20 protein-coding genes are annotated in these 21,066 nt (G+C 61.9%); all 20 read right to left on the bottom strand.

Annotated elements, in window-relative coordinates; genetic code table 11:
* Window position 1: 1 nt before the first annotated feature.
* The 20 genes from hisI to PSV33_RS16545 all read right to left on the bottom strand — a co-directional run bounded on the left by hisI (window position 2) and on the right by PSV33_RS16545 (window position 20,961).
* Window positions 2-406: a phosphoribosyl-AMP cyclohydrolase gene (gene hisI, locus PSV33_RS16640; protein ID WP_300563383.1), complete on the bottom strand. Its 405-nt coding sequence runs from the start codon at window positions 404-406 to the stop codon at window positions 2-4.
* A 133-nt stretch (window positions 407-539) separates the two neighbouring features.
* Window positions 540-1,319, bottom strand: a complete 780-nt coding sequence (hisF, locus tag PSV33_RS16635) for an imidazole glycerol phosphate synthase subunit HisF (RefSeq protein ID WP_300563382.1) — start codon at window positions 1,317-1,319, stop codon at window positions 540-542.
* 167 nt (window positions 1,320-1,486) lie between these two features.
* A complete protein-coding gene (hisA, locus tag PSV33_RS16630; protein ID WP_300563381.1) occupies window positions 1,487-2,227 on the bottom strand; it encodes a 1-(5-phosphoribosyl)-5-[(5-phosphoribosylamino)methylideneamino]imidazole-4-carboxamide isomerase in 741 nt (246 codons plus the stop codon).
* A 94-nt stretch (window positions 2,228-2,321) separates the two neighbouring features.
* Window positions 2,322-2,990, bottom strand: a complete 669-nt coding sequence (hisH, locus tag PSV33_RS16625) for an imidazole glycerol phosphate synthase subunit HisH (RefSeq protein ID WP_300563380.1) — start codon at window positions 2,988-2,990, stop codon at window positions 2,322-2,324.
* An 81-nt stretch (window positions 2,991-3,071) separates the two neighbouring features.
* Window positions 3,072-3,692 carry an imidazoleglycerol-phosphate dehydratase HisB gene (gene hisB, locus PSV33_RS16620; RefSeq protein ID WP_300511825.1) on the bottom strand — a complete coding sequence of 207 codons (621 nt, stop codon included), beginning with the start codon at window positions 3,690-3,692 and terminating at the stop codon, window positions 3,072-3,074.
* Window positions 3,689-4,765 (bottom strand): histidinol-phosphate transaminase, encoded by a 1,077-nt coding sequence (gene hisC / locus PSV33_RS16615; RefSeq protein ID WP_300563379.1) that lies wholly within the window; start codon window positions 4,763-4,765, stop codon window positions 3,689-3,691. Before hisC ends, hisB begins: the two co-directional genes overlap by 4 nt.
* The gene (gene hisD / locus PSV33_RS16610) at window positions 4,762-6,081 is read right to left on the bottom strand and encodes a histidinol dehydrogenase (RefSeq protein WP_300563378.1); all 1,320 of its coding nucleotides are present in this window, start codon (window positions 6,079-6,081) and stop codon (window positions 4,762-4,764) included. The genes hisC and hisD overlap by 4 nt, the downstream gene beginning before the upstream one ends.
* A 7-nt stretch (window positions 6,082-6,088) precedes the next feature.
* Window positions 6,089-6,736, bottom strand: coding sequence for an ATP phosphoribosyltransferase (hisG, locus tag PSV33_RS16605; RefSeq protein WP_300511828.1), 648 nt, complete (start codon window positions 6,734-6,736; stop codon window positions 6,089-6,091).
* Window positions 6,737-6,845: 109 nt separating this feature from the next.
* Window positions 6,846-8,129 carry a UDP-N-acetylglucosamine 1-carboxyvinyltransferase gene (murA, locus tag PSV33_RS16600; protein WP_300563377.1) on the bottom strand — a complete coding sequence of 428 codons (1,284 nt, stop codon included), beginning with the start codon at window positions 8,127-8,129 and terminating at the stop codon, window positions 6,846-6,848.
* Window positions 8,130-8,132: 3 nt separating this feature from the next.
* A complete protein-coding gene (locus PSV33_RS16595) occupies window positions 8,133-8,378 on the bottom strand; it encodes a BolA family protein (protein WP_300511830.1) in 246 nt (81 codons plus the stop codon).
* Window positions 8,379-8,395: 17 nt separating this feature from the next.
* Window positions 8,396-9,151, bottom strand: coding sequence for an ABC transporter permease (locus PSV33_RS16590; RefSeq protein WP_300563376.1), 756 nt, complete (start codon window positions 9,149-9,151; stop codon window positions 8,396-8,398).
* A gap of 118 nt (window positions 9,152-9,269) precedes the next feature.
* Complete coding sequence (locus PSV33_RS16585) at window positions 9,270-10,199, bottom strand: ABC transporter ATP-binding protein (protein WP_300563375.1); 930 nt, start codon at window positions 10,197-10,199, stop codon at window positions 9,270-9,272.
* A 110-nt stretch (window positions 10,200-10,309) separates the two neighbouring features.
* Complete coding sequence (locus PSV33_RS16580; RefSeq protein WP_300563374.1) at window positions 10,310-10,594, bottom strand: STAS domain-containing protein; 285 nt, start codon at window positions 10,592-10,594, stop codon at window positions 10,310-10,312.
* Between the two features lie 14 nt (window positions 10,595-10,608).
* On the bottom strand, window positions 10,609-11,244 hold the full coding sequence (locus PSV33_RS16575; protein WP_300563373.1) for a phospholipid-binding protein MlaC: 636 nt from the start codon (window positions 11,242-11,244) through the stop codon (window positions 10,609-10,611).
* Window positions 11,245-11,393: 149 nt separating this feature from the next.
* Window positions 11,394-12,122 (bottom strand): VacJ family lipoprotein, encoded by a 729-nt coding sequence (locus tag PSV33_RS16570; RefSeq protein ID WP_366945608.1) that lies wholly within the window; start codon window positions 12,120-12,122, stop codon window positions 11,394-11,396.
* Window positions 12,123-12,136: 14 nt separating this feature from the next.
* Window positions 12,137-12,643: an outer membrane lipid asymmetry maintenance protein MlaD gene (mlaD, locus tag PSV33_RS16565; RefSeq protein WP_300563371.1), complete on the bottom strand. Its 507-nt coding sequence runs from the start codon at window positions 12,641-12,643 to the stop codon at window positions 12,137-12,139.
* A gap of 10 nt (window positions 12,644-12,653) precedes the next feature.
* Complete coding sequence (gene mlaE / locus PSV33_RS16560) at window positions 12,654-13,433, bottom strand: lipid asymmetry maintenance ABC transporter permease subunit MlaE (RefSeq protein WP_300563370.1); 780 nt, start codon at window positions 13,431-13,433, stop codon at window positions 12,654-12,656.
* Window positions 13,430-14,275, bottom strand: coding sequence for an ABC transporter ATP-binding protein (locus tag PSV33_RS16555; RefSeq protein WP_300563369.1), 846 nt, complete (start codon window positions 14,273-14,275; stop codon window positions 13,430-13,432). The genes mlaE and PSV33_RS16555 overlap by 4 nt, the downstream gene beginning before the upstream one ends.
* A gap of 377 nt (window positions 14,276-14,652) precedes the next feature.
* Window positions 14,653-16,131, bottom strand: a complete 1,479-nt coding sequence (locus PSV33_RS16550; protein ID WP_300563368.1) for a glutamate synthase subunit beta — start codon at window positions 16,129-16,131, stop codon at window positions 14,653-14,655.
* Between the two features lie 33 nt (window positions 16,132-16,164).
* Window positions 16,165-20,961: a glutamate synthase-related protein gene (locus tag PSV33_RS16545; RefSeq protein WP_300563367.1), complete on the bottom strand. Its 4,797-nt coding sequence runs from the start codon at window positions 20,959-20,961 to the stop codon at window positions 16,165-16,167.
* Window positions 20,962-21,066 lie beyond the last annotated feature (105 nt).

The raw sequence follows: 21,066 nt of genomic DNA, 5'->3' as shown, positions 1-21,066 counted from the left end.
CTTACTTGTAAATGGTTGTCGGGTCTTTAAGGACCGGCTCGGTCACCACCCATTGGCCGTCTTTGTAGAGGCTGAAAAAGCAGCTGTGGCGCCCGGTGTGGCAGGCAATTCCTGGCTGATCGGGTTCATGGCCGAGCTGCGTCACCTTGAGCAGAATCACGTCGTTGTCGCAGTCCAGCCGGATCTCGTGCACGGTCTGCAGGTGGCCGGACTCTTCGCCCTTGTGCCACAGGCGTCGGCGCGAGCGGCTGAAATACACGGCCTGGCCGAGTTCGGCAGTTTTCTGCAGCGCCTCGCGGTTCATCCAGGCGAACATCAGCACGTCGCCGCTCGATGCCTCTTGCGTGATGACCGGGATCAGGCCCTTGTCGTCCCACTGGATGTCGTCTAGCCATTTTTGCGTCATGCGCCATTGTCATGGATTTGGAGAAGCCTCAGAGGTTTTCCAGACCGGGGCAGCGCGGAACCGGCTTTGCCGGGCCGCAGATGCCGCCCCAGCAGGGGGGAAGGCGCTACACGCAGTGAGCGTCCGACGGGGGTTACAACCGTACAGGGATGCCGCGGGCGGCCATGTGCTGCTTGGCCTGCTGCACCGTGTATTCGCCGTAATGGAAGATGCTGGCGGCCAGCACGGCGTCGGCGCCGCCGATCTGGATGCCGTCGGCCAGGTGGTCGAGGTTGCCGACGCCGCCAGAGGCGATCACCGGCACACTCACCGCGTCGCTGACCGCGCGTGTCAAGGCCAGGTCGAAGCCGGACTTGGTGCCGTCGCGGTCCATGCTGGTCAGCAAAATCTCGCCGGCGCCGCGCCGCGCCATCTCGCTGGCCCAGGCCACGGCATCCAGCCCGGTGTTCTTGCGGCCACCATGGCTGTAGACGTCCCAGCCGGGGCCGCGGGTCAACGCCTCTTCGTCGGAACGCCGCTTGGCATCGATGGCCACCACGATACACTGCGCGCCGTATTTGCCGGAGGCGTCTTCAATCACCTGCGGGTTGGCCAGCGCGGCTGAATTGAAGCTGGTCTTGTCGGCGCCGGCATTGAGCAGGCGCCGCACGTCTTCCACCGTGCGCACCCCGCCGCCCACCGTCAGCGGAATGAAGACCTGGGACGCCACCGCTTCGATGATGTGCAGGATCAGGTCACGCCCGTCGCTGGTGGCGGTGATGTCCAGAAAGGTCAGTTCATCGGCGCCCTGCTCGTTGTAACGCGCGGCAATCTCGACCGGATCACCAGCGTCGCGCAGCTCGACGAAATTGACGCCCTTGACGACGCGGCCGCCAGTGACATCAAGGCAAGGGATGATTCTTTTCGCGAGCATAAATTTAGGTGCGGAGCAGCGGACTTTTAGAGGTTGTCAGAAATTCGATTATCGGGATGCAGGGCAAGGCGCACGGAGCACAGGAACCGGAATGCACTTCGGTGCATGAGGATTCCGAGCACCGCGCAACGCCGCCATGCGCCCGAGAATCGGATTTATGACGGCCTCTAGCCGTTTAATTCGTCAGCCCTTGCTTGCGCCGCAGCGAAATCAAGGTCACCGCTGTAGATCGACCGGCCGCAGATCACGCCTTCGATACCTTCGTCTTCCACCGCACACAGCGCTTCAATATCAGCCATGCTGGACAGGCCGCCGGAGGCAATCACCGGAATGGTCAGCGCCTGTGCCAGCTTGACGGTGGCTTCGATGTTGATGCCGGTGAGCATGCCATCACGGCCGATGTCGGTGTAGATGATGGATTCGACGCCGTAGTCCTGGAATTTCTTGCCGAGGTCCACCACTTCATGGCCAGTCATCTTGCTCCAGCCGTCGGTCGCGACCTTGCCGTCCTTGGCGTCGAGCCCGACGATGATGTGGCCGCCAAACGCCGTGCAGGCGTCCTGCAGGAAGCCGGGGTTTTTCACCGCCGCCGTGCCGATGATCACGTAGCGCAGGCCGGAATCGAGGTAACGCTCGATGGTGTCCAGGTCGCGGATGCCGCCGCCCAGCTGCACGTCGATCTCGCTGCCGACTTCCAGCAGGATCTTGCGGATGGCCGCTTCGTTCTTCGGTTTGCCGGCAAACGCCCCGTTCAGATCCACCAGGTGCAGGCGGCGCGCGCCCTTGTCCACCCAGCTGCGCGCCATGGCGGCCGGGTCTTCGCTGAAGATGGTGGACTGGTCCATATCGCCCTGTTTGAGGCGCACACAATGGCCGTCTTTCAAGTCAATCGCGGGGATGAGTAGCATGGGCAATGAGGCAACGGTGGATGAAAGTGAAACGTGAGGAAAAGCGGTGCAACAAGGCGGTAAGCGGGCGGGGCAGGCGGGCCGGCGTGGTGAATCAGGGATTCCAGTGCAGGAAGTTGCGGTACAGGGCCAGTCCCTGGTCTGCGCTTTTTTCGGGGTGGAACTGGGTGGCGAAAATATTATCGCGCGCAAGCACCGCCGTGAAGCGCGCGCCGTAGTCGGCCTCGCCCGCGGTGTGGCGCGCATCCGACGGACGCGCGTAAAAGCTGTGCACGAAATAAAACCAGGATGCGTCGGGGATGCCCGCCCACAAGGGATGGACCGGCGCCGGCTGGTAGACCTGGTTCCAGCCCATTTGCGGCACCTTGAACCGGCTGCCGTCAGGCTGAAGCCGACCGGCCAGCTCAAACTTGAGCACTTCGCCGGCAATCAGGCCCAGACCGCGCGTGCCTTCGCCGCCCCGCCCTTCCGCGCTATGGTCCAGCAGCATCTGCATGCCGACACAGACGCCAAACAGCGGCTTGCTGGCGGCTGCCTGCAGCACCGCCTCCAGCATGCCCGAGGCCTGCAGATCGTGCATGCAGTCGGCAATGGCGCCCTGACCGGGCAGCACGATGCGGTCGGCGTCCAGCACGTCCTGGGCGCGGGAGGTCACGAGCACCTCGAAACCGCTGTCGGCCGTCACGTGCTGGACCGCCTGCGACACCGAACGCAGGTTGCCCATGCCGTAGTCCACCACCGCGATTTTCTTGAATTTGGCCATCAGGAGGGAAATTTGCTACTTTTTTTATAGCTGCTTGCGCATATGCAGCAAGGGCTGGAAGGCGAGAACATATAAAACAGTCTACAGCGAGCCCTTGGTCGACGGAATCACGCCCGCCGACCGGGGGTCGATCTCCAGCGCCATGCGCAGGGCACGGGCGAAGGCCTTGAAGACGGTTTCCGCCTGGTGGTGCGCGTTGTCACCCTTGAGGTTGTCGATATGCAGGGTCACAAAGGCGTGGTTCACGAAGCCCTGGAAGAACTCGTAGGCCAGCTGGCTGTCGAAAGCGCCAATCATGCCGCTCTTGAAAGGCACGTGCATGTCCAGTCCGGGCCGGCCAGAAAAATCAATCACCACGCGCGACAGCGCTTCGTCCAGCGGCACATAGGCGTGGCCGTAGCGGCGCAGGCCTTTCTTGTCGCCGACGGCCTGCGCCACGGCCTGCCCCAGGGTGATGCCCACGTCTTCCACCGTGTGGTGGCCGTCGATGTGCAGGTCGCCCTTGGCCTGGATGTCCAGATCAATCAGGCCGTGCCGGGCGATCTGGTCCAGCATGTGGTCGAAAAAGCCGATGCCGGTGGACAGCCTGGCCTGGCCGGTGCCGTCAAGGTTGAGCTTGACGGTGATTTGTGTCTCGGCGGTGTTGCGCGAGACTTCGGCGGTTCTGGGGGCAAGGGGCGCCGTGGCAGTGGGGGTGGTCATAGGGATTCTTTGAGGGCTGCCAGCATCTGCACATTGTCGTCGGCGGTGCCGACGGTCAAACGCAGGCAGTTGGCCAGCAATGGATGCATTTTAGAAACGTTTTTGACCAGCACCTTGCGTGCCCGCATGCCTTCGAAGGTCTTCTGGGCATCGGGCACCCGCACCAGGATCATGTTGGCATCGCTTTTCCAGGTCTTGAGCCCCGGCAAGGCCTGCAGCGCTTCGAAAAGAATAGCACGCTGCGCCCGTATTTCCTCGGCTTGCGCCGCAAACACGTCGGAATGTTCGAGCGCAAACAGCGCGCACTCGTAATTGAGCACACTGATGTTGTAGGGCGGGCGCACCTTGTCGATCTCGGCGATCAGGGCTTTCGGGCCCATCATGTAGCCAATCCGCACGCCGGCCAGGCCGAACTTGCTCAGCGTGCGCATCAGAAGCACATGGCCGTGCCGGCCAATGCGGTCGATGTAGCTTTTGCTCGAAAAGGGCTGGTAGGCCTCGTCGATCACCACCAGGCCGGGCGCAGCAGCAATGATCTTCTCGATGACCGCGTCGTCCCAGAGATTGGCCGTCGGGTTGTTCGGGTAGGCAATGTAGATGATGGACGGCTGGTGTTCGCTGATCGCGGCCAGCATGGCGGCTTCGTCGAGCTCGAAGTCCGCCGTCAGGGGCACGCCGACGAACTTCAAGCCCTGCAGCTGCGCACTCATGGCGTACATCACAAAGCCGGGCAGTGGCGCCAGAATCGAGGCACCGGGTACGTCGCAGGCCATGGCCAGCAGCGAGATGAGTTCGTCCGAGCCGTTGCCCAGCATGAGGTCGAAACCTTCGGGCATCTGCGCGTACGCCGCCAGCGCCTGGCGCAGGTCGTTCACGCGACCGTCGGGGTAGCGGTTCAGGGCCAGAGCGCCCAGGCGCTGGCCCAGATGCGCCTGCAGGGCCGGTGGCAGGCGGTGCGGGTTTTCCATCGCGTCGAGCTTGACCAGGCCACTTGATTCCTGAATCGCATAAGCGTGCATGGACTGCACATCCTGACGGATCAGTTTTTTCAGCGCGGGGGCAACATCGGTCATTTTTTCAATCTCATTTCGGCGGCGCGGGCGTGCGCCTGCAGGCCTTCGCCGTAAGCCAGTTCGGCGGCAACTTTTCCCAGGACCTGCGCGCCGGCTTCGCTGACCTCGATGATGCTGGAACGCTTCTGGAAGTCGTAGACACCGAGCGGGCTGGAGAAACGCGCGGTGCCGCTGGTCGGCAACACATGGTTGGGGCCGGCGCAGTAGTCGCCCAGAGATTCGCTGGTGTACGCCCCAAGAAAAATCGCGCCGGCGTGTTTGAGCAGCGGCTCCCACTTGTGCGGGTCGCGGCTGGAGACCTCGAGGTGTTCCGGCGCAATGCGGTTGCTGATGGCGCAGGCCTCTTCCATGCTGCGGGTGTGAATCAGGGCGCCGCGCCCGGTGAGGGACTTGGCGATGATTTCCGCACGCGGCATGGTGGGCAGCAGGCGATGGATGGCCTCCTGCACCGCATCGATATAGGCCGCGTCCGGACACAGCAGGATGCTTTGCGCGAGTTCGTCATGCTCGGCCTGGCTGAACAGGTCCATGGCCACCCAGTCGGCCGGCGTACTGCCGTCGGCCAGCACCAGGATTTCGCTGGGGCCGGCAATCATGTCGATGCCGACCGTGCCAAACACGCGCTTCTTGGCGCTGGCCACGTAGGCGTTGCCGGGGCCGGTGATTTTGTCGACCTTGGGGACAGTCTGCGTGCCATAGGCCAGCGCCGCCACCGCCTGCGCGCCGCCGATGGTGAAGGCGCGCGTGACGCCGGCCACATAGGCGGCAGCCAGCACCAGCGCGTTTTTTTCGCCTTTGGGCGTGGGCACCACCATGATGATTTCGCCGACGCCGGCCACATGGGCGGGAATGGCGTTCATCAGCACCGACGAGGGGTAAGCCGCCTTGCCGCCCGGGACGTAAATGCCAACGCGGTCCAGCGGCGTGACCTTCTGTCCCAGCAACGTGCCGTCTTCGTCGCGGTAGCTCCAGCTCTCGCCATTGGCCCTTTTCTGCGCTTCGTGGTAGGTGCGCACCCGGGCGGCGGCAGCCTGCAGGGCCTCCCGCTGCGCCGCAGGAATCGTGTCGAAAGCGGCCTTGAGTTCGGCCTGCGTGAGTTCCAGCGCCTGCAGGCTGGCGGCGCTGAGCCCGTCAAAACGCGCGGTGTATTCCAGAACCGCCGCGTCGCCGCGCTGCTGCACATCGGCCAGGATGTCGGCCACGCGCTGCTCGATGGCGGCATCGGTGTCGGCCGACCAGTGCAGGCGGGCCGTGAATTGAGCCTCAAAAGTGGCCTCAGCCGTTGACAGGCGGGCGGGAGCAGCTATTAATTCCATAGCAATTTCAAGCGACAGGCCGGGCGATGGCCGAGGAAAATGCATTGATGATGGCGCGTATCGGCGCCTGCTTGAGCTTGAGCGCGACCTGGTTGACCACCAGGTGCGAGCTGATGTCCATGATGCGCTCGACCTCGACCAGGTGGTTGGCCTTGAGCGTGTTGCCGCTGCTGACCAGGTCGACAATCGCGTCGGCCAGTCCCGTCAGCGGCGCCAGCTCCATGCTGCCGTAGAGCTTGATCAGGTCCACGTGCACGCCCTTGGTGGCGAAAAAATCGCGCGCGATGCTGACAAACTTGGTCGCCACCTTCAGGCGTGAGCCCTGCTTCACCGCCGCTTCATAGTCAAACCCGGCACGCACCGCCACACTCATGCGGCACTTGGCAATCTGCAGGTCCAGCGGCTGGTACAGGCCCTGGCCGCCGTGTTCGATCAGGGTGTCCTTGCCGGTGACACCGATATCGGCACCGCCGTACTGCACATAGGTGGGTACGTCAGTGGCACGCACCAGCACCACGCGCACGTCGGGCCGGTTGGTGCCAATGATCAGCTTGCGCGATTTTTCCGGATCTTCCAGCACCTCGATGCCGGCGGCCTTGAGCAGCGGCAGGGTTTCGTCGAAGATTCGGCCTTTGGACAATGCAAGAGTAATCATAGGTAGGCAGTCGAAATGTATTGTCCAGCGGCCACCGCGGAACCGGCTTTGCCGGGCCACTGGTGGCGCCCCCTGGAGGGGGAGGCGCCGCAGGCGCTTCGGGGGGGAGTCATTTGACCCTTTCGATGTCCGCGCCAATGCCGCGCAGCTTGGCTTCCATCTGGTCGTAGCCGCGGTCCAGGTGGTAAATGCGGTCAATCAGCGTCTCGCCTTCGGCCACCAGGCCGGCGATCACCAGGCTGGCCGACGCGCGCAGGTCGGTGGCCATCACGGTGGCGCCGGAGAGTTTTTCAACGCCTTCGATGATGGCGAACTTGCCGTCAATCTCGATCCTGGCGCCCAGGCGCACCATTTCGTTGACGTGCATGAAACGGTTCTCAAAAATCGTTTCGGTCACCTTGCTCGGGCCCTCGGCAATCGCATTGAGCGCCATGAACTGGGCCTGCATGTCGGTTGGAAAGCCCGGGTATTCGGTGGTACGAAAGGACTGCGCCTGCATCCGGCCCGAAGCCTGCACCCGGATAAAACCGTCACCCGCGGTGATCACGGCACCGGCCTCGCGCAGCTTGTCGATCACGGCCTCAAGGTGGTCGGCGCGACCGTGGCGCAGCACCACGTCGCCGCCGGCAGCCGCCACGGCGCACAGAAAAGTGCCCGTCTCGATGCGGTCGGCCACCACCTGGTGCGTGCAGCCGTGCAGGCGCTCCACACCCTGAATGCGGATGCGGCTGGTTCCATGACCTTCAATCTTCGCGCCCATCTTGATCAGCATTTCGGCGAGGTCACCGATTTCGGGCTCCTGCGCCGCGTTTTCGAGAATCGTTTCGCCCTCGGCCAGCGTGGCAGCCATCAGGAAATTCTCGGTGCCGGTGACCGTGACCATGTCGGTCAGGATGCTGCAGCCCTTGAGGCGCCCGCGCTGGCCGTTCGGCCCCGGTGGCAGTCTGGCAATCATGTAGCCGTGTTCAACCACGATGTCGGCTCCCATGGCCTGCATGCCCTTGATGTGCTGGTCCACCGGCCGCGAGCCGATGGCGCAGCCGCCGGGCAGAGACACCGTGGCTTCGCCGAAACGCGCGAGCAGCGGGCCGAGCGCCAGCACCGACGCGCGCATCGTCTTGACCAGCTCGTACGGCGCTTCAGGCGAGCTCAGCGCGCCCGCATTGATGACCACACTGCCGGGCGCGCTGTCGCTGCGCTCTGCCGTCACGCCCATGTTGCGGATCAGCTTGAGCATGGTGGCCACGTCCTGCAGGCGCGGCACATTGTCAAGCGTCACGGTGTCTGCGGTCAGCAGCGCCGCGCACAGCTCGGGCAGGGCCGCGTTTTTGGCGCCTGAGATATCGACGGTGCCGGAGAGCGAGCGGCCGCCCCTGATCAATAGTTTGTCCATGTCTTACTCAGCGGGGTGGTTGGCCCATTCGGCGGGCGTGTAGGTTTTCATCGACAGCGCATGCACCTCGTCGGTCTGCATGCGCCCACCCAGCGTGGCGTAGACCCGCTGGTGACGCTGGATCAGGCGCTGGCCTTCAAAAGCGGCTGACACGATGGTGGCATACCAATGCCGGCCGTCGCCGGTGAGCTCGATGTGTTCGCAGGGCAGGCCTGCGGCAATGATGGTTTGGAGTTCTTCGCTGGTCATGTTGTGCAGGGATCCGGTCAATGTCTTATTTTGTAGCCAATGCGCAGCAGATTCACCGCGATGCCGCTGACCACCAGCAGCGCGCCGCCCACGATGGCCAGACTCAACCACGGTGAGACGTCGCTGACACCGAAAAAGCCGTAGCGGAAGCCGTCAATCATGTAGAAAAACGGATTCAGGTGGCTGACGGTTTGCCAGAACGGCGGCAAGGAGTGGATCGAGTAAAAAACGCCGCTGAGAAACGTCATTGGCATGATCACAAAATTCTGGAATGCCGCCATCTGGTCGAATTTTTCAGCCCACAGGCCGGCGATCAACCCGAGGGAGCCGAGCAACGCCGCGCCAAGCACCGCGAACACGAGAATCCAGAGGGGCGCCACAAAGCTGGGCTGACCGAAATACACGGTGACCACAAACACGCCCAGGCCGACTGCCAGACCGCGCACGACCGACGAGCCGACGTAGGCGAAAAACCAGTGCCAATGCGACAGCGGGCTGAGCAGCACAAACACCAGACTGCCCATGATCTTGCTCTGGATCAGCGAGGAAGAGCTGTTGGCAAAGGCGTTTTGCAACACGCTCATCATCACCAACCCGGGCACCAGGAAGGCGGTGTAGCTGACCGTGCCATACACCTTGACCTGGTCCTGCAGCACATGGCCGAAGATCAGCATGTACATGACCGCTGTGAGAATGGGCGCACCGACGGTCTGGAAACCGACTTTCCAGAAACGCAGCACTTCCTTGTAGAACAGGGTTTGCCAGCCGGTCATAGGGGCCCCACGCTTTTCACTGCGTGTAATACGCAGCCCCCCGAGGGGGCGCTGCGCCTGCGGCCCGGCAAAGCCGGTTCCGCGGCCCCGGCTGTTAAAAACGGAGTCCTTGCACAGGTCATGCGGCCACCCCGATCTTTTCCGCCATCACCTCAAGGAAGACGTCCTCCAGGTCGGCTTTGCGGATCTCGACATCTTCGGCGACCAGGCCGGCCTCACGGATGGCGCTCAGGTACTGCTCGATCTCGTGTGCGTTGTGAGCCGGCAGCTGCACGATGCGGCCAGTGATACGGGCCTTGTCGGCCAGCGCCTTGGGCAACTCGCTGTCGATCTTGAACCGCAGCACATTCGACGACGCGGACTTGAGCAGTTCGGAGGTCTGGGCCAGCGCCACCATGCGGCCCTGCTTGAGCATGGCAATCCGGCTGCACAGCGCCTCGGCCTCTTCAAGGTAGTGGGTCGTCAGCAGCACGGTGCTGCCCTGTTTGTTGAGCCGGGCGACAAATTGCCAGAGGGTCTGGCGCAGCTCCACATCCACGCCGGCGGTAGGTTCGTCCAGCACGATGACCTGCGGCTTGTGCACCAGCGCCTGCGCGACCAGCACGCGGCGCTTCATGCCGCCCGACAGCTGCCGCATGTTGGCGTCAGCCTTGTCGGCCAGCCCCAGGCTGAGCAGCAACTCGTCAATCCAGTCATCGTTGTTTTTGACGCCGAAATAGCCGGACTGAATGCGCAGCGCCTCACGCACCGTGAAGAAAGGATCAAACACCAGCTCCTGCGGCACGATGCCGAGCTTGCGGCGGGCAGCAGCGTAGTCGGTCAATACATCGCTGCCATGCACCAGCACGTGGCCGCTGCTGGCCCGCGAGAGGCCCGCCAGGATGCTGATCAACGAGGTTTTACCGGCCCCGTTGGGGCCCAGCAGGCCGAAAAACTCTCCCTGCTGGATGTCAAAGCTGACATTGTCAAGTGCCCGGACGCCGGGACCAGTCTGGCTGCGTGTCGATGGGTAGATTTTGGAGACGGACTGAAATGAAATGGCGGGCATGAGCGCTCTATTTTAAGGGCTGACGCCTGTTTCCTCTGGTCTGACCACGCAAATGCCAGCCCGCCTTGCCTCCAGGCAGGACTGTCTACCGAAAAACGTTGGGTCTGCGGTCAGGTCGTGGCAGCTGCGGATGGCGGAATCAACTCTGCAACGCCATACAACTCGGCCAACTCCCGCAGGCGCGCAGGGGCAGCGCTCACCGAGAAGCGCTTGCCTGCCGCCAGAGCGTGACGTCGACACTCCAGCAGGACCGCCAGAGCAGATGAGTCGAACTGCTGCAGGGCCCCCGCATCGGCCACCACCTCCGCGGGCCCGCCGGTGAACAGCTCGGGTTTCAGACCGCGGGCAAAACCCGCAGCCACGGCATGGGTCAGGACAGGCGGAAGCGTCAACACGGCAGAATTCCCTTTCAGGACTTTTTCTCGCTGGCGTTCGACTTGTTGCGCTGGGACAGCGCGGAGATCAGTCCATCCACACCCTTGGCTGAAATTTCCTGCGCGAACTGGGTGCGGTAGGTTTCCACCATCCAGATGCCAAGGACGTTCAGGTCATAGATTTTCCAGCCCGTGGGCGTTTTTTCCATGCGGTAATCGAGCTGGATCGGTTCACTGCGGCCTATCACCTCGGTGCGTACGATCACCTCACTGTCCGTCGGCGCGGCGCGCAGGGGTTTGACGCTGACAGTCTGGTCCTTGACCTGCGCCAGCGCCCCGGAATAGGTACGAACCAGCAAGGTCTTGAACTCTTCCTGCAAACGCTTTTGCTGCTCGGGGGTGGCCTGGCGCCAGTTGCGGCCCACGGTCGCCGCCGTCATGCGCGTGAAATTCACATGGGGCATGACTTTGCCATCGACCAGGGCGATAATTTTTCCGGTGTCGCCGGACTGGATGGCCTTGTCGGCCTTGATGATGTCCAGCACTTCAGTGGAAGTGCGTTTGATCAGCGCGTCCGGGGCTTCGTCGGCCGCTCTTGCAACAGTACCCGCAGCCAGCAGGAAACCGGCAAGGCAGACCCCTGCGACATGGCTAAAAATTCGACGGTTCATGGTTTTCTTTCGGTTCGGAATACAGGCCTGCCGGGCCGGGGCAGGCGCCCTTCTGGCACAACTGACAGACAAGTGATTGATTTGACAGCGTTTTTCCGGCTTTGTTCAGGTCTTTTGAGTGAAGTTAAGGCACTGCGTGTAAGTGTTCTTTACTTGGCCGGCGCTGGCGCAGGTGCCTCGGGCAGGTCGTAGCGCTCCTCGGTATCGCCGTTGGTGTCTATCACCACGCCGCGGCGCTGCAGATAGGCATCGCGTGTGAAACTGTATTTATCCAGCGCAGCTTGATCAAGCACCTCGCCGGCGCGCAGCAGGCTGGCGCGAAGGTCTACCGCGCGCAGGACGTACAGCGAATTGCGGACAGGCACATTGTCAATCTGCAACACCAAGTCACCTTGGGCGTCGACCACCCGTGCGGCCGCATCGCGGACCGTGGAGGGCCCAAGCACCGGCAACACCAGGTAAGGGCCGGTCGCCATGCCCCAGTGACCCAGCGTCTTGCCAAAATCCTCGCTGTGCCGCTCTATACCCATGGGCGTGGCCCAATCGAGCACGCCGCCCAAGCCAATCAGCGTGTTGACGCTGACACGCATGAAGCTGTCGACGGCCGCCTGCGGCTTGGCCTGGAGCACGTTGTTGACGAAAGACCAGACATCCGACAGGTTGCCAAAGAAGTTATTCACGCCAGTGCGCACCGGCGGTGGAACCGTATTCTGGTAAGCCTGTGCCACGGGTTTGACGATGGCCTCATCGAGGCCGTCGTTGAAACGGGTCACGCTGCGGTTGAAGGGCTCAAACGGGTCGCGCGGGTTGGGACCGAGGGCACAGCCCTGAAGCAGCGCCAGCACCAGCAAACCGGCCCACAGGCCGCTCCGTTTCATTGTGATTTGTGTTTTCATTTTTTTTCGTTACTCCCTGTGGGCGGTGCAGTCACCGAGCCAGAACTGCTGTCCGCCGCCTTGCTGTACAAAAACTGGCTGATGAGATTTTCCAGCACAACCGCCGATTGCGTGCTGGAGATGGTGTCGCCCGCCGCCAGGGTCTTGTCGTCCGAGCCAGCCTCAATGCCAATGTACTGTTCACCCAGCAAACCACTGGTCAGGATTTTCAGCGAACTGTCCTTGGGGAATTTATAGCGGCTTTCCATGGCCAGCGTGACACGCGCCTGGAAAGACTTGTCGTCAAACACCAGCGACTCCACGCGTCCGACCACCACACCACCGCTGCGGACTGCACCCTTGGGCTTGAGACCCCCGACGTTGTCAAATTTGGCCGTGATCCGGTAGGTGGACTGAAAGCTCAGGTTCAGCAGATTGGCGGCCTGCAGTGCCAGAAACAGGATGGCCGCAGCGCCGATCATGACAAAAATACCCACCCACACATCATTTTTTGAGCGTTGCACAACACCCTCCTCAGGTAAACATCATCGCGGTCAGGATGAAATCCAGACCCAGAACCGACAGGGAAGCCACCACCACCGTGCGCGTCGTGGCGCTGGCCACGCCTTCCGGCGTGGGTTGCGCCTCAAAACCCTGCAACAGGGCAATAAATGTGACGGTAAAGCCGAAAACAACACTCTTGATCACACCGTTGCCCACATCTTTCCAGACATCGACCCCGCCTTGAATCTGACTCCAGAAAGACCCCGCATCCACTCCGATCATGACCACGCCAACGGCCCACCCGCCGATCACGCCCATTGCGCTGAAAACGGCAGCCAACAGAGGCATGACAATCACGCCAGCCCAGAAACGCGGCGCCAGGATGCGCTGCACCGGATCGACGGCCATCATCTCCATGACGCTGATCTGCTCACCGGCCTTCATGAGGCCGATTTCGGCGGTCAGCGAAGTACCGGCCCGTCCGGCGAACAACAATGCCGTCACCACTGGCCCGAGTTCCCGCACCAGGGTCAGCGTCACAAGCAACCCCAGCGCGTCCGAAGAGCCGAAACGCTGCAGCGTGTAATACCCCTGCAGGCCGAACACAAAGCCGACAAACAGTCCGGACACCGCAATGATGACCAGCGAATAGTTGCCCAGAAAATGGATCTGGTCGCGCACCAGGCCAAAACGCCGAAAAGTCGAGGGCAGGGAAAGAAGAAGCCGGAAGAACAGGCGAGCACCCAAGCCTACGTCCGCCAGTTTGCTGCGGGTGGCATAGCCGACATCCGAAGGTTTGTACCAGCTCATGATGCAGCTCCTGCCTGCCGGGCGACGGGCTTGGGGTTGCCGCCGAAGTCCTCTTCAACCGACAGGCCGGGATAGTGGAACTGAACCGGGCCATCCGGCAGGGCATTGACATATTGGTAAACCAGCGGATCGGTACTTTGCCGGACATGCTCAGGCGTACCCTCAGTCGCAATTTTTCCGTTGGCCAGGATGATCACATGATCGGCAACGGCAAAAGTCTGCTCAAGCTCGTGCGAGACAAAAATGCTGGTCAGGCCCATGGCGTCGTTCAGGTGCCTGATCAGCCGCGCCGCCGTTCCCAGCGAAATCGGGTCCAGGCCTGAAAAAGGCTCGTCATACATGACCAGTTCCGGATCCAGCGCGATGGCGCGCGCCAGCGCGATACGCCGTGCCATGCCACCGGACACCTCGCTGGGCATCAGATCGCGCGCGCCGCGCAGGCCCACCGCGTTGAGCTTCATGAGCACAATGTCGCGGATCAGGGCTTCCGGCAGGTCGGTGTGTTCGTGCAACGGGAATGCCACATTCTCGTAAACGCTCAAATCGGCAAACAGGGCACCAAACTGGAAAAGCATGCCCATGCGACGACGCGCCGCATAGATCTGCTCCTGATCCATCCGGGTGACATCCTGCCCATCGAACAGCAATTCGCCGGACTGGGCCCGAATCTGGCCGCCAATAAGCCGCAAAATTGTTGTTTTACCACCGCCGGAAGCTCCCATCAATGCCGTGACCTTGCCGCGCGGAACCGACAGTGAAATGTCATCCAGAATCACACGCTCCCCGTAACCAAAGGTAAGGTGACGCAGTTCAACAAGGGAGGGATTGGAAGGGGGGGCCATAAAAAGACAAAAGCCGGTTATCCGGCTTATTGATCATAAGGGATTACTCTGACCCGCGCGTTCGCCAGGAATCGTTCATTTTTCACAGGAATCGCCCGAAAAGCATGCCGATTCAGTCCGGCAACCTGCTTTCCGGACGTGCTTCGGCAAAAAACGAACGCTCGCCTGCGGTTTTTTGCGCGGTCAGTTGCTGCGAAGCCCAGCTTCGAAAGAGATTTTCCGGCCATCGCAAGGGGTTTTCGGTTGCTGGTGGTTATCCCCAAACAGACCGGAAACCGCAACCGTTCCTACCGCATGTGCAGCGCACGCGAGGCACCGCGGCCAGCGCAGCCGCCCATGACTTGCAAACCCTCGGTCATTCTCGAGGGCTACAGCTTTCAACGCGGCAAGTCGCTGAAACCCATCAGGAACTCGTCCACCGATCGGGCCGCCTGGCGCCCCTCGCGAATGGCCCAAACCACCAGACTCTGGCCACGACGCATGTCGCCCGCCACAAAGACCTTGGGAACATTGGTGGCATAACCGCCGGTGAAGTCGGTGGTCGCCTTGGCATTACCGCGCGCGTCTTTATCGACCCCAAAGGCGTCCAGCACCGGTGCCACCGGCGCTACAAAACCCATGGCCAGAAGCACCAGGTCGGCCTTCAGCAACTGCTCGGAGCCCGGAACCTCCTGCATCTTGCCGTCTTTCCAATCAACCCGCACCGTTTTCAGACCGGTGACCTTGCCCTTGTCACCGACGAGTTCCTTGGTGGAAATGGCAAACTCACGCTCACAACCCTCTTCATGGCTGGAACTGGTGCGCAGCTTGATCGGCCAGTAAGGCCAGGTCATGGGACGGTTTTCTTCCTCAGGCGGCTGCGGCAACAGTTCGAACTGGGTGACGCTTGCCGCACCATGGCGATTGCTGGTGCCAACACAATCCGAGCCGGTGTCACCGCCACCGATCACGATCACATGTTTGCCATCGGCGCGCAACTGGTCCTTGACCTTGTCGCCGGCGTTGACCTTGTTCTGCTGCGGCAGGAATTCCATCGCAAAGTGGATGCCGGCGAGGTCGCGGCCTGGCACCGACAGGTCGCGCGACTGCTCGGCACCGCCGGACAGAATGATCGCGTCAAAATCCTTTTGCAGTTGCTCGGGCGTGATGGTTTCCTTGGCCCAGTTGGTTACTTTCGAGTCCTTCCCCAGCGCGTCTTTTTCCCGTCCGATCATGACGCCAGTACGAAAGGTCACGCCTTCGGCCTGCATTTGCGCCACACGGCGATCGATATGGATCTTCTCCATCTTGAAATCGGGGATGCCGTAACGCAGCAGGCCGCCAATACGGTCGTTTTTCTCGAACAGCGTTACATCATGGCCGGCCCGCGCCAGTTGCTGCGCCGCAGCCATGCCCGCCGGGCCCGACCCCACCACGGCCACCCTTTTCCCGGTCCTGTGAGCAGGCGGCTGGGGCAGGACCCAGCCCTCGGCCCAAGCGCGATCAATGATGGCGTGTTCAATGGATTTGATACCCACCGCGTCGTCGTTCACGTTGAGCGTGCAGGCCGCCTCGCAGGGTGCGGGGCAGATCCGTCCCGTGAATTCCGGAAAGTTATTGGTGCTGTGCAGGGTGTCAATCGCACTTTTCCAGTTGTTTCGAAACACCATGTCGTTGAAATCCGGAATGATGTTGTTGACCGGGCAGCCGCTGTTGCAAAACGGCGTACCACAGTCCATGCAACGCGCGGCTTGCTTGTTGGCCTGCGCATCGTCGAGCCCGATCACAAACTCCTTGTAGTTTTTCAGCCGCTCGGGCACAGGCTTGTAGCCTTCCTCGATGCGCTCGTATTCCATGAAACCGGTGACTTTTCCCATGAGGCTACTCCAGATACTTCTTGTTGAGGCTGCTTAAGCTGCGGCTTTGGCGGCTTTCCCGCCTGCGGGCCTGGAAGGCGCCTTGGCAGGTACGGCTGCGGCCAACTTCCTTGCGGCCATTTCGCCGAGTGCCCGCTTGTATTCCAGCGGGAACACCTTGACGAACTTTCCGCGCGCTTCGGCCCAGTTGTCCAGCAACTCGCGGGCACGCTTGCTGCCGGTCCAGCGGTTGTGGTCTTCCAGAAGCTTCTTCAGTTGCGCTTCATCGGTCTTGCCGCCGTGCCACAAGGCGTGGTCGGCGCCAGCTTCCTGCTGGGCAACAGGCTGAACTTTCTCCAGCGACACCATGGCCGTGTTGCAGCGTTTGGCGAACTGGCCATCCTCGTCGTACACGTAGGCCACGCCGCCGCTCATTCCGGCCGCGAAGTTGCGCCCTGTTTTCCCGAGCACCGCCACGGTGCCGCCGGTCATGTACTCGCAACCGTGGTCGCCGGTGCCCTCGACGACCGCCGTGGCGCCCGACAGGCGCACCGCAAAACGCTCGCCGGCCACGCCGCTGAAAAAGGCCTCGCCGGTCGTGGCGCCATAAAGCACGGTGTTGCCGACGATGGTGTTCTTGACCGCGTCACCGCGAAAATCGATGCTGGGTCGCACCACAATGCGCCCACCAGACAGTCCCTTGCCGGTGTAGTCGTTGGCATCGCCGATCAGGTACATGGTGATACCCTTGGCCAGGAAGGCTCCGAAAGACTGGCCGCCCGTGCCTTCGAGCTGGATACGCAAGGTGTCGTCCGGCAGCCCCTCAGGATGGCGCCGCGTCAGCTCGCCCGACAGCATGGCGCCGACGGTACGGTTGACGTTACGGGCCACTTCGATGAACTGGACTTTTTCGCCCTTCTCGAGGGCTGCTTTCGATTTCTCGATCAGTCGCACATCCAGTGCATTTTCGAGCGCATGGTCCTGCGCCATCACATGCATGCGCGCCACATCGGCTGGCACGTTGGGCTGGTAGAACAGTCGCGAGAAATCCAGTCCGTCGGCTTTCCAGTGCTCAATGCCCTTCTGGGTATCAAGCAGGTCGGAACGGCCAATCAGTTCGTCGAACTTGCGCACGCCGAGTTGCGCCATCAGCTGGCGCGCTTCTTCAGCGACGAAGAAGAAATAGTTCACGACATGTTCGGGCTTGCCGCTGAATTTCTGGCGCAGCACCGGATCCTGCGTGGCGACGCCGACCGGGCAGGTGTTGAGGTGGCATTTGCGCATCATGATGCAGCCCTCCACCACCAGTGGTGCGGTCGCGAAACCGAACTCATCAGCGCCAAGCAAGGCGCCGATCACGACGTCGCGGCCGGTTTTCATCTGCCCGTCGGCCTGCACGCGGATGCGGCCGCGCAGGCGATTCAGCACCAGCGTCTGCTGGGTTTCGGCCAGCCCGATTTCCCAGGGAGATCCCGCGTGCTTGATCGACGACCATGGCGAGGCCCCGGTGCCGCCGTCGTGGCCGGCGATCACCACGTGGTCGGACTTGGCTTTGGCCACACCGGCCGCAATCGTGCCGACCCCGACTTCACTGACCAGCTTGACGCTGATGCTGGCGCGCGGGTTGACGTTTTTCAGGTCATGAATCAGTTGTGCCAGATCCTCGATGGAGTAAATATCGTGGTGCGGCGGCGGCGAGATCAGGCCGACGCCTGGCACGGAATAACGCAGCTGGCCGATGTACTCGCTGACCTTACCGCCGGGCAACTGGCCGCCTTCGCCGGGCTTGGCGCCCTGCGCCATCTTGATCTGGATCTGGTCGGCCGACACCAGGTATTCCGCGGTGACGCCGAAACGACCCGAGGCCACCTGCTTGATGCGCGAACGCAGCGAATCTCCGTCCTGCAAAGGCAGGTCAACCTCAACCACGCTTTCGCCAATCACGCTCTTGAGCGTCTCGCCTTTTCTGATCGGGATGCCCTTGAGCTCCTGACGATACCGGTTCGGATCTTCGCCGCCCTCGCCGGTGTTGCTCTTGCCGCCGATGCGGTTCATGGCCACAGCGAGCGTGGCATGGGCCTCGGTGCTGATGGATCCGAGCGACATCGCGCCGGTGGCGAATCGCTTGACGATCTCCTTGGCCGACTCGACTTCATCGATCGGAATGGCTTTGGACGGATCAATGCGGAATTCGAAAAGGCCCCGCAGCGTCATGTGACGGCGGTTCTGGTCGTTGATCAGCTGTGCGTATTCCTTGTAGGTGTTCCAGTTGTTGGAGCGTGTCGAATGCTGCAGCTTGGCAATGGCGTCGGGTGTCCACATGTGGTCCTCACCGCGTACGCGCCAGGCGTACTCACCACCGGCGTCCAGCATGTCGGCGAGCACCGGGTCGTTGCCGAAGGCGGCCTTGTGCATGCGCAGCGCTTCTTCGGCGATTTCAAACACGCCCATGCCTTCAACCTGGCTGGCGGTGCCGGTAAAGAACTTGTCGATGGTCACCCGATTCAGGCCAATAGCCTCGAACAGCTGGGCGCCACAGTAGCTCATGTAGGTGGACACTCCCATCTTCGACATGATCTTGGACAGGCCCTTGCCGACCGCCTTGGTGTAGTTGTAGATCGCCTTGTCTGCACTGAGGTCCCCAGGCAGATCCCTGGCGAGTTCGGCCAGTGTTTCCATGGCCAGGTAGGGGTGCACGGCTTCCGCGCCATAACCGGCCAGCACGGCGAAATGATGGACTTCGCGGGCCGAGCCGGTTTCCACCACCAGGCCTGCTGTCGTACGCAGGCCTTCTTTGACCAGATGCTGGTGAATGGCCGACAACGCCAGCAGCGCCGGAATCGCCACCTGGGTCGGGCTGATGGCGCGGTCGCTGACGATCAGGATGTTTTTGCCGCTCTTGATCGCGTCCACCGCTTCCGCGCACAGCGAGGCAAGCTTGGCTTCAACCCCTTCGTGTCCCCATGCAAGCGGATACGTGATGTCCAGCGTATAGCTCTTGAATTTGCCCTGGGTGTGGGTTTCGATGTCGCGCAGCTTTTTCATGTCGGCGACATTGAGGACAGGCTGGCCAACCTCCAGCCGCATTGGCGGGTTTACCTGGTTGATATCGAGCAGGTTGGGCTTGGGGCCCACAAAGGACACCAGCGACATCACAATCGCCTCGCGGATCGGGTCGATGGGCGGGTTGGTGACCTGCGCGAACAACTGCTTGAAGTAGTTGTAGAGCGGCTTGTTCTTGTTGGACAGCACGGCCAGCGGGCTGTCATTGCCCATGGAGCCTGTGCCTTCCTCACCGTTGACGGCCATGGGTGACATCAGGAACTTGAGGTCCTCCTGGGTGTAGCCAAAAGCCTGCTGGCGATCCAGCAGGGAGTGCGACTCGGTCAGGCCGGAGCTTGATGCCGAGGTCGCGCTCGCTTCGTCGGCGCCCATTTTCAGGCCGTCGGTCGGCGCCGGCACGGTGGTCGCCTGCACGTCGTCGAGGCGGATGCGCAGGTTTTCAATCCACTGTTTGTAGGGCTTGCTGTGCGCCAGCGTGGCCTTGATCTCTTCATCGTCGATCATGCGGCCCTGTTCAAGGTCGATCAGAAACATCTTGCCGGGTTGCAGACGCCATTTCCGCACGATCTTGTTCTCGGGGATCGGCAATACGCCGGACTCGGAAGCCATGATGACGAGGTCGTCGTCGGTCACGCAGTAACGCGAAGGACGCAGGCCGTTGCGATCCAGCGTGGCGCCGATCTGGCGGCCGTCGGTAAACACAATGGATGCCGGGCCGTCCCAGGGCTCCAGCATGGCGGCGTGATATTCATAAAAGGCCTTGCGGCGCTCGTCCATGGTGGTGTGCTGCTCCCAGGGCTCAGGGATCATCATCATCACGGCCTGGCTGATCGGGTAGCCGGCCATGGTCAGCAACTCCAGGCAGTTATCAAAGGTGGCGGTATCGGACTGGTCGGAAAAGCTGATCGGGTAGAGCTTTTGCAGGTCGGCGCCCAGCACCGGCGAGGACATCACGCCTTCGCGCGCCTTCATCCAGTTGTAGTTACCCTTGACGGTGTTGATCTCTCCATTGTGGGCAACATAACGGTAAGGGTGGGCCAGCGGCCACTCGGGAAAGGTGTTGGTGGAAAAGCGCTGGTGCACCAGACCCAGCGCGGAAACGCAACGCGGATCCTGCAGATCCAGATAATAGGTTCCCACCTGATCGGCCAGCAACAGGCCCTTGTAGACCACGGTCCGGCTGGACATGCTCGGGACGTAGTACTCCTTGCTGTGGGTGAGCTTCAGGCGCTGGATCGCCGCACTGGCGGTCTTGCGGATCACGTAGAGCTTGCGCTCCAGGGCGTCCTGCACGATCACATCGTTCCCGCGGCCAATGAAAATCTGGCGCAGGATGGGCTCTTTCTCGCGCACCGTCGGCGACATCGGCATCTCGCGATTAACCGGGACGTCGCGCCAGCCCAGCAACACCTGCCCCTCCATGCGCACGGCACGCTCGAGTGCCTGTTCGCAGGCCAGGCGCGAGGCATGCTCTTTGGGCAGGAACACCATGCCCACGCCGTACTCGCCCGGAGGCGGAAGATTGATACCCTGCCGGGCCATCTCCTCACGGTAAAGTGCGTCCGGTAACTGAATCAGGATGCCGGCGCCGTCACCCATCAGTTTGTCGGCACCCACTGCACCCCGGTGATCCAGGTTCTCGAGGATCTTCAGGCCCTGCTGCACGATGGCATGGCTTTTGTGACCCTTGATGTGGGCCACAAAACCAACGCCGCAGGCGTCATGCTCATGGGCCGGGCTGTAAAGACCGTTTTGTTCAAAGTGCTTGATTTCAGCAGCCGTGGTCATGGCCTACTCCTGGGTCGGTAGGGAGAACTGCATCGGCGTACATGGAGCACGCCAGCCTGTCCTGCCAAGTTTCGTAATGGGTCGCGAGGAAAGAGAGGATAGTGC

The organism is Polaromonas sp. (genome assembly GCF_029945895.1).
Lineage (GTDB): Bacteria > Pseudomonadota > Gammaproteobacteria > Burkholderiales > Burkholderiaceae_C > Polaromonas.
This window is presented reverse-complemented; position numbering and strand designations above follow the sequence as displayed.